Annotated in this window: 10 protein-coding genes; 5 read left to right on the forward strand and 5 right to left on the reverse strand. The window is 65.6% G+C overall.

The window, feature by feature from the left end; all coding sequences use genetic code 11:
* The 3 genes from EN738_RS25450 to EN738_RS25460 all read right to left on the reverse strand — a co-directional run.
* The coding region (locus EN738_RS25450; protein WP_127286115.1) for a HAMP domain-containing protein at positions 1–756 on the reverse strand (756 nt) is incomplete at its 3' end.
* A 198-nt stretch (positions 757–954) separates the two neighbouring features.
* A complete protein-coding gene (locus tag EN738_RS25455) occupies positions 955–1,686 on the reverse strand; it encodes a DUF2270 domain-containing protein (RefSeq protein WP_127286116.1) in 732 nt (243 codons plus the stop codon).
* A 111-nt stretch (positions 1,687–1,797) separates the two neighbouring features.
* Positions 1,798–2,001 carry a hypothetical protein gene (locus tag EN738_RS25460; protein ID WP_127286117.1) on the reverse strand — a complete coding sequence of 68 codons (204 nt, stop codon included), beginning with the start codon at positions 1,999–2,001 and terminating at the stop codon, positions 1,798–1,800.
* Positions 2,002–2,178: 177 nt separating this feature from the next.
* Here EN738_RS25460 and EN738_RS25465 point away from each other — a divergent pair, with 177 nt between their 5' ends.
* From EN738_RS25465 to EN738_RS25480, 4 genes are all read left to right on the forward strand, one after another.
* Entirely contained in the window at positions 2,179–4,476 is a 2,298-nt protein-coding gene (locus EN738_RS25465) for a cation:proton antiporter (protein ID WP_245494677.1), read from the forward strand.
* Between the two features lie 147 nt (positions 4,477–4,623).
* Positions 4,624–5,187, forward strand: a complete 564-nt coding sequence (locus EN738_RS25470) for a GNAT family N-acetyltransferase (protein ID WP_127286118.1) — start codon at positions 4,624–4,626, stop codon at positions 5,185–5,187.
* Positions 5,188–5,269: 82 nt separating this feature from the next.
* Complete coding sequence (locus tag EN738_RS25475) at positions 5,270–5,806, forward strand: GNAT family N-acetyltransferase (protein ID WP_127286119.1); 537 nt, start codon at positions 5,270–5,272, stop codon at positions 5,804–5,806.
* Between the two features lie 15 nt (positions 5,807–5,821).
* Positions 5,822–6,118 (forward strand): DUF1330 domain-containing protein, encoded by a 297-nt coding sequence (locus tag EN738_RS25480; RefSeq protein ID WP_127286120.1) that lies wholly within the window; start codon positions 5,822–5,824, stop codon positions 6,116–6,118.
* Between the two features lie 80 nt (positions 6,119–6,198).
* Here EN738_RS25480 and EN738_RS25485 read toward each other — a convergent pair whose 3' ends face one another.
* A complete protein-coding gene (locus tag EN738_RS25485) occupies positions 6,199–6,834 on the reverse strand; it encodes an ankyrin repeat domain-containing protein (RefSeq protein WP_127286121.1) in 636 nt (211 codons plus the stop codon).
* Positions 6,835–6,988: 154 nt separating this feature from the next.
* Complete coding sequence (locus tag EN738_RS25490; protein WP_127286122.1) at positions 6,989–8,197, reverse strand: MFS transporter; 1,209 nt, start codon at positions 8,195–8,197, stop codon at positions 6,989–6,991.
* A 289-nt stretch (positions 8,198–8,486) separates the two neighbouring features.
* Here EN738_RS25490 and EN738_RS36420 point away from each other — a divergent pair.
* The coding region (locus tag EN738_RS36420) for a VOC family protein (protein ID WP_348629107.1) at positions 8,487–8,588 on the forward strand (102 nt) is incomplete at its 3' end.

The raw sequence follows: 8,588 nt of genomic DNA on the forward strand, positions 1-8,588 counted from the left end.
GTCCTCGATGTGCGCCCGCGCCGATGCGAGCTGGTCCGCCATGGTGTTGAAGCCGTCGGCCAGCTGCCCGAACTCATCCTTGCGGCCATGGCTGATGCGCATCATTTGATTGCCCTGAGCCAGCGCCTGCATGCCGCGCATCATATCCCTGAGGCCGGAGCCGAAACGGCTGAGCAGCACCCAGGCGAAGAGAGCCGCCACCAGCATGGCGGCAACCGCGCTGAGGCCAATCAGCCACAGCATGCTGTTGGTGCGCTGCTCGGCCGCGTTCAGCACCGCATCGTATTCCAGCAGCACGGCGCCGACGATCGTCTTCCCGCCTTGTTCGATCGGAACGGCCAGTATGGCGTTCACTTCCTCCGGATCGACGAACTTGCGCGGGATGCCGTCTTCCAGCGTCTGGCCGACCTCGTTACCGGGGTCGTGCTCGAATTTGTCGCCGGCCTTGTGCTCCTCGTCTGCGGCGTGGGCGACGATGACCTTGTTGCGGTCGACGACGACGAAATCCCGCTGCGAGCGCCCGTGTTGCAGCTCCAGGAACTGGTTGAGCGCCTCGGGCCGCTCGAGCAGCGAAGGCGTCCCGTCGGACGGCTTGAAGACGATCGTGTCGGCGAGCTCGCGCGCGACGTTGGTGGCCTCGGTCAGCCCCAGATATTTGGTCGCCGCCATCTGCGTGAAGACCGCGACGCCGCCGACCGTTCCGATCAGCGCCGCGGCGCCGACCATGCTGAGGATGATCAGGCTCCTAATGCGCACGGCAGGGCCCTGCCGGCGATGGCGCCATTGTGCTCGCGGATTGAGGCAAGTCTCTCATCCATGAGCTTTTATTACCAATTGCTTATCAACGTGCTAACGGCGGCCGGGCCCGGAGGTTGTCCCGGCGAGGCATCGGCGGCGCCTGCTTTCTTCGAAAGCAGCAGCTGGAATTAGGATCAGGTTGCAGCCTTCGTCCGCTCAGACATGAACGGTGCCGTGTGAGAGCTCGCCTTCGTCGCTGCTGACGAGGAAGGCGGCGGCGAGCAGGCCGACATAGAACAGTCCCACGATGGACGCGACGACGATGCCGGGCACCGGCCCGAGCGCGGCCACGCGCATCGCGTCGAGAAACGAGGCGCCGAAGCCGATCGGCGAGCCTTCGCGCTGCAGGCTGGGTGTCGTGATCTTCAGCACCCAGGCGAGCATCAGGATCGTGTACATGAAGATGTAGTTGCGGCGTAGCCGGCGCACCAGCGCCGCGCGCTGCGAGATCAGGAAGCGGGGCGAGCGCAGGCCTTCGCCGACGATCGCCAGCCAGTTGGAGGCGAAGTCGGGCTGCGGCGAGAAGATCTGCGCGAAATAATAGCGCTCGAACTGGCGCACCCGGGCACGGTAGACGTCGAAGAAGCGGTAGCGCCGCGCCTCGATCCAGAGCAGCAGCGTGATCAGCAGCATGGCGAACAGCAGCACGCCGTGGTGCGAACTCGGCGTCGACAGCGACACCGAGAGCATCGCGGCGGCGACGGTGATCGCCCAGTTGCTGGTGCGGTCGAGCCTGTCGCGCCATCCGGCCATGCGGGCGATCTCGGCGCGGTGGAAATGCGACATCGTCGTCGCCAGTTCGGAGGAGGTGAGTTTCAGCGCGAACGCATCAGAGGCCCGCGGCGCTGCCGCCGCCTCGACGGGCTTCACGGTCTCGATCTTGGACATCCCCTTGCCATCCAAATGCAATGGCCGGCGGAAATGGCCGGCCATCACCCCGATGACAACAACGCGCGGCACACTGAAACGTTCCCGCGCGTGGATGTCGGAAAGCTCGCTTCAGGCCTGGTAGGAGATTTTCCTCGCGGCCGGTCCCGGAAATTCCACCACATCGGCCGAATGGCGGCTGTATTGAGCCACCGTGATTGCTTCTATCATGAGATCGAGCGCCGCAAGCGTCGTGTGGCTGGTGTCGTCATCGCCGCGCAGATAGTGGCCGGCCCGCTCGAGGTGCAGACGAGCGGCGGCAAAGTCGCTTTTCATTAGCTTCTCCTTATTGCCCGCCGTGCCGCGAAGATGCTCGAGTCGCTTTACCCGAAAGCAAACATCCACAGCCGCATTTGAATCGAATTGTCCGCGTTGCCGCCGAGGCGTTTCCGCGCCACGCGGCGGTGCAACCGATAGGCGCGCCAAACCGTTGTCGTTCGCTATAATCGAGGGGTGCGAATCTTGTCCTTCCTGCCAAACAGGCGCCGGTCGGTCGCTATTGCGGCGATGACGCTGTTCGTCACGCCGGCCATGGCTTGGGGCGCCGAGAAGACCGGCATGTCGAGCGAGGGCGTCTTCGTTCTCGAGATCATCCTTTTGCTTCTCGTCGGACGCGGTCTCGGCGAACTGCTCGAACGCTTCGGCCAGCCTGCCGTGATGGGCCAGCTCATCGCCGGCATCCTGCTCGGCCCCTCGCTGCTCGGCTGGCTGTGGCCGGAGGGGGAACGGGTGGTCTTTTCCGGCGATGCCAGCCAGAAAAGCATGATCAATGCCGTGGCCCAGCTCGGCGTGCTGATGCTGCTTTTGCTCACCGGCATGGAAACCGACCTCAAGCTGGTGCGCAGGGTCGGCCGCGCTTGCTTCTCCATCTCCGCAGCCGGCGTGGCGGTGCCCTTCGCGATCGGCTTCGCTGCGGCGCAGTTCATGCCTGCGACGCTGCTCGCCCCAGGCGGCGAGCGCATCGTCGCAGGCCTGTTCCTCGGCACCGCGCTGTCGATCTCCTCGGTTAAGATCGTCGCCATGGTGGTGCGCGAGATGAACTTCATGCGCCGCGACCTCGGCCAGACCATCGTCTCGTCGGCAATCATCGAGGACACGATCGGTTGGGTGATCATCGCGATTACCATCGGCATCGCTACCCATGGCCGCGTCGAGGTGAGCAGCCTTGCCTTCACGATATTAGGCGTCGCCGCCTTCATGGCGTTTTCATTCACGCTCGGCCGCCGCATCGTCTTCGACGCCATCCGCTGGACCAATGACAATTTCCACAGCGAATATGCCGTCGTCACCATCATCCTCGCCATCATGGGCGCCATGGCGCTGATCACCGACCTGATCGGCGTCCACACCGTGCTCGGCGCCTTTGTCGCCGGCATACTGGTCGGCGAGTCGCCGATCCTGTCGCGCCACATCGAGGGCCAGTTGCGCGGCGTCATCACGGCGCTATTCATGCCGGTGTTCTTCGGCGTCGCCGGTCTGTCGACGGATCTTACCGTGCTCGTCGATCCGCAGCTGGCACTGCTTACAGTGGCGCTGGTCGCTATTGCCAGCATCGGCAAGTTCGCCGGCGCCTTCATCGGCGCGGAACTCGCCGGCATGAGCCGTGCCGAGGGCATCGCCGTCGGCTGCGGCATGAACGCGCGCGGCTCGACCGAAGTCATCGTCGCCTCGATCGGCCTGTCGATAGGCGTGCTCTCGCACAACCTCTTCACCATGATCGTGACCATGGCCGTCATCACCACTTTGGCGATGCCGCCGACGCTACGCTGGGCGCTGGGGCGCCTGTCGATCGGCGAGGCGGAGAAGAAGCGGTTGGAGCGCGAGGAGGTCGACCAGCGCGGCTTCATCGCCAATCTGGAGCGGCTGCTTGTGGTCGTCGACGAGGGCGTGGTCGGCCGCTTCGCCGCCTACCTTGCCGGCGTGGTCGGGGCCGGCAAGCCGATGACGGTGCTGCATGCCAGCGGCGAGAGCGAAGCCGAGCCCGACGAGGCGGCGCATCTGGACGAGATCGAGCGGGGCGCCGAGGAAGGCCGCGAGGCGGCACTCCAGGCCGACCAGGAGCCGGCCCGCGAGGCCCCCGTCACCCGTCGCCGGCACGAAGCGCCGCTGTCGGCCGAGGCGGTGGCGAAGGAAGCCCGCAAAGGCTACGGCGTGCTACTCATCGGGCTCGGCCGTGCGGTGACTTCAAAGGGCAGCTTCTCGCATCGCTTGAACGACATCGCCGGCGCCTTCGACGGCCCGCTCTGTCTGGTGCTGAAGCCCGCCGGCGCCGGCCGGCAGATGCCGAGGCTCGGCCCGGGATCAGGCAAGATCCTGGTGCCGGTCAATGGCACTTCGGTCGCCCGCCGTGGCGCCGAGCTCGCGCTTGCCATTGCCGCTGTCACCGGGGCGCCGGTCAAGATGCTCTATGTTGCGCGGGTCGGCCGCGACGAACCGCGTGACACCGTCTCGCATCGCCGTAGGGAGGCTGTGCTTAAGGACATTGTCGAGCTTGCCGACCGCTATGGCGTCGAGATCGAGACCGCCATCCGCAGCAGGGCCGCCGCCGCCGATGCCATTGCCCGCCAGGCTGGCAGGAGGGTGGCGTTGATCGTCATGGGCGTGGCGCGGCGGCCGGGCGACGAGCTCATCTTCGGCGAGACGACGAGCGACGTGCTGCAGCGCTGCCCGTGCCCGGTGATGCTGATCTCCGACGCGCGGCTGCGCCGCGACGACGAGGGGAGGGAGGCGGGGCGCTCCATCAGCGGTTGACAGGCCCAGCCCGCGTCCCGATTGTCGACGCCTTCATTCGCCTTACCCATTCGAAGGGACGACGCTGATGATGTCGGGATTTGCCGCCTGTTCCGGAACTGAGGCGCGAACCTTCAAAACGGCTATCGCTGGCTTTGAGGAACCACGATGAGCTTCAGCGTAAAACCCCTCGACGAAACAACCTGGCCGGAGTTCGCCGCGCTGGTCGAGCGCCACAATGGCGTTTGGGGCGGCTGCTGGTGCATGGCTTTCCATGCCAAGGGCAACGGCGCCGGCGGCAACCGCGCCGCCAAGCAGGCAAGGGTCAGGGACGGCAGCACGCATGCCGCGCTTGTCTTCGACGGCGCGGCCTGCGTCGGCTGGTGCCAATTCGGGCCGACGGACGAATTGCCGCGCATCAAGCACCGGCGCGCCTATGAGGAAGGGCTGACGGTCCTTCCCGACTGGCGCATCACCTGCTTCTTCATCGACAAGACGCGTCGTGGCGAAGGCGTGGCCGCCGCCGCGCTGGCAGGTGCGCTCGGCGAGATCGCGCGCCTCGGCGGCGGCACGGTGGAGAGCTATCCCGAAGACACGCAAGGGCGAAAGGTCGCCGGCGCCTTCCTGCACAACGGCACGCTGGCGATGTTCGAGAAGAAGGGCTTTCGCCGCGCTCGTCAGATCGGCAAGCACCGCTGGGTGGTGGCGACAACGGTGGCGCCAGGCGCTTGAAAGCCTTGGATGCCGGCCCTTTGATATGAGTATGCACTAATATAAATTACGACCCCTCAATGACACTTTGGCATTCCCGCAAATGTCTGGCCAGGAGTTACAGTACCGGACAGCCACGCGCGACGACATCGCGGCGATTTCGGCGCTGATGGCGCTGGCGATCGGCGAGCTGCAAAAACCCTTCCTGAATGATGCCCAGATCGAATCCAGCCGCGCCATCATGGGCCTGGACACGCAGCTTATCGACGACGGAACCTATTTTGTCGTCACCTGCGGAGGAGCGCTGGCGGGCTGCGGCGGCTGGAGCCGGCGCGCCACCCTTTATGGCGGCGACAGGACGCCGGGGCGCAGCGCGGCATTGCTCGATCCCGCCACCGACGCGGCGCGCGTCAGGGCGATGTACACGCATCCCGATTTCGTGCGGCGCGGCGTCGGCCGCCTCATCCTTTCGCTCTGCGAAAATGCGGCGAGGGCAGAGGGCTTTCGCCGTGTCGAGCTCGGCGCGACGATGGCCGGGGAGCCGCTCTACCGGGCCTGCGGCTACCAGCCGGGCGAGACGATCCACGACGATCGCGGCGGCGCGCCGGTGCCGATCCTGATGATGTGGAAGACGATTTGAGAAGGAGGGACTGGAATGGCTGCCTATCTCATTGCCGATGTCGACGTCACCGACGCCGCCATGTTCGATGAATACCGGCGCGAGGTTCCGGCGACGGAAGCGCGTCATGGCGGGCGTTACCTGGCGCGCGGCGGCTTGACCCGGGTGCTGGAGGGCGACTGGGAGCCGCACCGTCTGGTCATCATCGAATTCCCCGACATGGCGGCGCTGACCGCCTGGTACGACTCGCCTGAGTACGAGCGGCTGAAGCAGATCCGCTTCCGCTGCGCCAACACGCGCATCATCGCGACCGAGGGCGTGCCGCCGGCCTGACGCCTGCCACCGAACAGTGCGCGGCGGGTTCGTCGGCGCCGGCCTGCGTCAGGACATGTGGATCGCGGTCGGTCCTGCGCTCACTTGCCCTCGAAGAAGGTGTGGATCGCGGCGTCCAATGTCTCGATGAGCCGGGCGTTGCGGGTGCTGCCGGCCCAGATCAATGCGTTGAGCCGCATCTCCTTGTTGAGGAAGTTCACCTGCCTGGTCGCCAGCAGATACTCCGCGACCTCGTAGTGCCGTCCCTTGATGGCCTCGATGAGCGCGCTGTTTCGCCCCGTCTTGTCGGCCAGATTGACGTCCGCGCCATGCTCGACGAGCAGCTTGACGACATCGAGATGCCCGTTCCTTGCCGCCTCGATCAGCGCCGTCCTGCCATAGTAGTCGGCGCGGGCATTGATATCGATCCGAGGATGTCCCGCCAGCGCCAGGATGCAGTCGTAGTGACCCTTGGCTGCGGCCAGGCTGAGCGGCGTGCTCTTCCACTTGTTCCGGGAATTGACGTCGATTTCCGGCTGCGCGATCAAGGCTTCGAGCACCGCGAGGCGGGCATTGTGGGCGGCAAGGTGCAGCGCCGACCAGCCGCCTTCGTCGCTCTGGTTGATGTCCGCACCGGCGGAAAGCTCCGCGCGCACGGCCTCAGCGTCGCCTTTTTCCGCCGCGACCAGCAGGGTGGACCAACTCCTGGCGTCTTCGGCTTCCAAGCTTGCGGTCACTGCAATGTCTCCCGGACCATGGGATCTTGCCGACATTCATCGGATGCGGCGTCTCTTGCGGAGCCTTTCACACTCGCAAGCGTCCGGCAAATGGATTTCGCGCCACCGGTCGGCGGTTCCGTGAAGAATGGAACCGCCGACTGTCTTTCGCTGCCTACGCCATCTGCAGCCGTTGCCGGCTCGGCTGCGGCGGGAAGGCAATCGCGATGCCTGCGGCGCCCAGCCCGACCAGCGCCGAGCCGATGAACAGCCAGGAATAGCTGGCATAGGCGTCATAGATCATGCCGCCGGCCAGAGGCCCGAACGCCATGCCGAGGCTGGACAGCATGGTGGCGGCACCGAACACGGTGCCGATGATGCGCGGCCCGAAATATTCGCGCGCCAGCACCGCGTAGAGAGGCATGACGCCGCCATAGGTGGCGCCGAAGATGACGGCCAGCACATAGAACTGTTCGAGCCGACTGACCGCGAGATAGGCCGAGATCACCGCGGCCTGGATGAGGAGCCCGGTGATCAGCACCGGCTTGACGCCGAGCCGGTCGCCGAGCACGCCGTAGAGCAGGCGCCCGCCGAGGCCGGCGAGGCCCTCGACGCTGTAGATCGAGACGGCTGCCATCGGCGCCACGCCGCAGGCCATGGCATAGCTCACCATGTGGAAGATCGGGCCGGAATGCGCCGCGCAGCAGGCGAAGAAGGTCATGCCGAGCACCAGGAATTGCGGCGAACGCAGCGCCTGGCCGACGCTCATGCCGGGGTCGTCTGTGGCGGGGGCCGGCGCGCCATCGGTTGCCGCGACCGCCGCCGGCGGCTGTCGCACCAGGAAGGCGACGGGCAGCAGCAGCACCCAGGCCATGACGCCGATGTCGAACATGGCCGCACGCCAGTCATAGGCGGTGATCAGCCAGCGCGCGAAGGGCGAGATGGTCATCGGCGCCACGCCCATGCCGGCCGATACCAGCGACACGGCGAGGCTGCGGTTGGTGTCGAACCAGGCGGTGGTGAGCGCGATCATCGGCGCGAAGAAGGCGCTTGCCGCGAGCCCGACCAAGACGCCATAGGTGAGCTGGAAGACGGTGAGCGAGCCGGTGCGGCTGGCCAGTACAAGCGCCAGGCCCAGAAGCAGGGCGCCGGCGAAGACGACGGGACGGGCGCCGACGCGATCGTAGATGGCGCCCCAGGCGAAGCCGCCGAGACCCATCACCAGAAAATTCAGCGTCATCGCGCTCGATATGCCGGCGCGCGACCAGCCGGTGTCGAGCGACATCGGCTCGAGAAAGATCGCCAGCGAAAACATCGCGCCGATGGCGACGCAAGTCATCAGCGCGCCAGCCGCGACGATGACCCAACGATAGGAAAGCTTCATGTTCTTCTCCCATGCCGGAAGCTAGAGTTTGTCGACACGGCGCGCGCTTTTTTCGAGCTTCGTCACGCCGCTTGCGTCCGAAGGACGTTGACGACGTCTTGAATCCGACAATCCGGTTGCATTTTTTAATCAGATTTTGGCACGGGTGATTTTTGTTGCCGCCTGAAAAGTTGCGTTGCTTCACACCTCTGCCCACCGTCTTCTCTAGTGTCAGTAGCATGCAATACCCGACATTGACCGGAGGTTGGTCCCTTCTAGATGATTGACCAGTCAAAACAGGAGGCTCTCCATGGAACTCTATCGCGGCCGGCTCATCGACCACATCCAGCTTGTGGTGCGCGACCTGAAGGCCAGCCGGCGCTTCTACGGCGCGGTGTTCGACGTGCTGGGC

Origin of the sequence: Mesorhizobium sp. M4B.F.Ca.ET.017.02.2.1 (assembly GCF_003998955.1) — a bacterium.
GTDB lineage: Bacteria > Pseudomonadota > Alphaproteobacteria > Rhizobiales > Rhizobiaceae > Mesorhizobium > Mesorhizobium abyssinicae.

What these genes read in the sequence shown, in the direction of transcription:
- EN738_RS25470 (WP_127286118.1), top strand. Translation starts at nt 4,624, where the DNA reads ATGAGCTTCAGCGTAAAACCCCTCGACGAAACAACCTGGCCGGAGTTC.
- EN738_RS25480 (WP_127286120.1), top strand. Translation starts at nt 5,822, where the DNA reads ATGGCTGCCTATCTCATTGCCGATGTCGACGTCACCGACGCCGCCATG.
- EN738_RS25455 (WP_127286116.1), bottom strand. Translation starts at nt 1,686, where the DNA reads ATGTCCAAGATCGAGACCGTGAAGCCCGTCGAGGCGGCGGCAGCGCCG.
- EN738_RS25490 (WP_127286122.1), bottom strand. Translation starts at nt 8,197, where the DNA reads ATGAAGCTTTCCTATCGTTGGGTCATCGTCGCGGCTGGCGCGCTGATG.
- EN738_RS25475 (WP_127286119.1), top strand. Translation starts at nt 5,270, where the DNA reads ATGTCTGGCCAGGAGTTACAGTACCGGACAGCCACGCGCGACGACATC.
- EN738_RS25460 (WP_127286117.1), bottom strand. Translation starts at nt 2,001, where the DNA reads ATGAAAAGCGACTTTGCCGCCGCTCGTCTGCACCTCGAGCGGGCCGGC.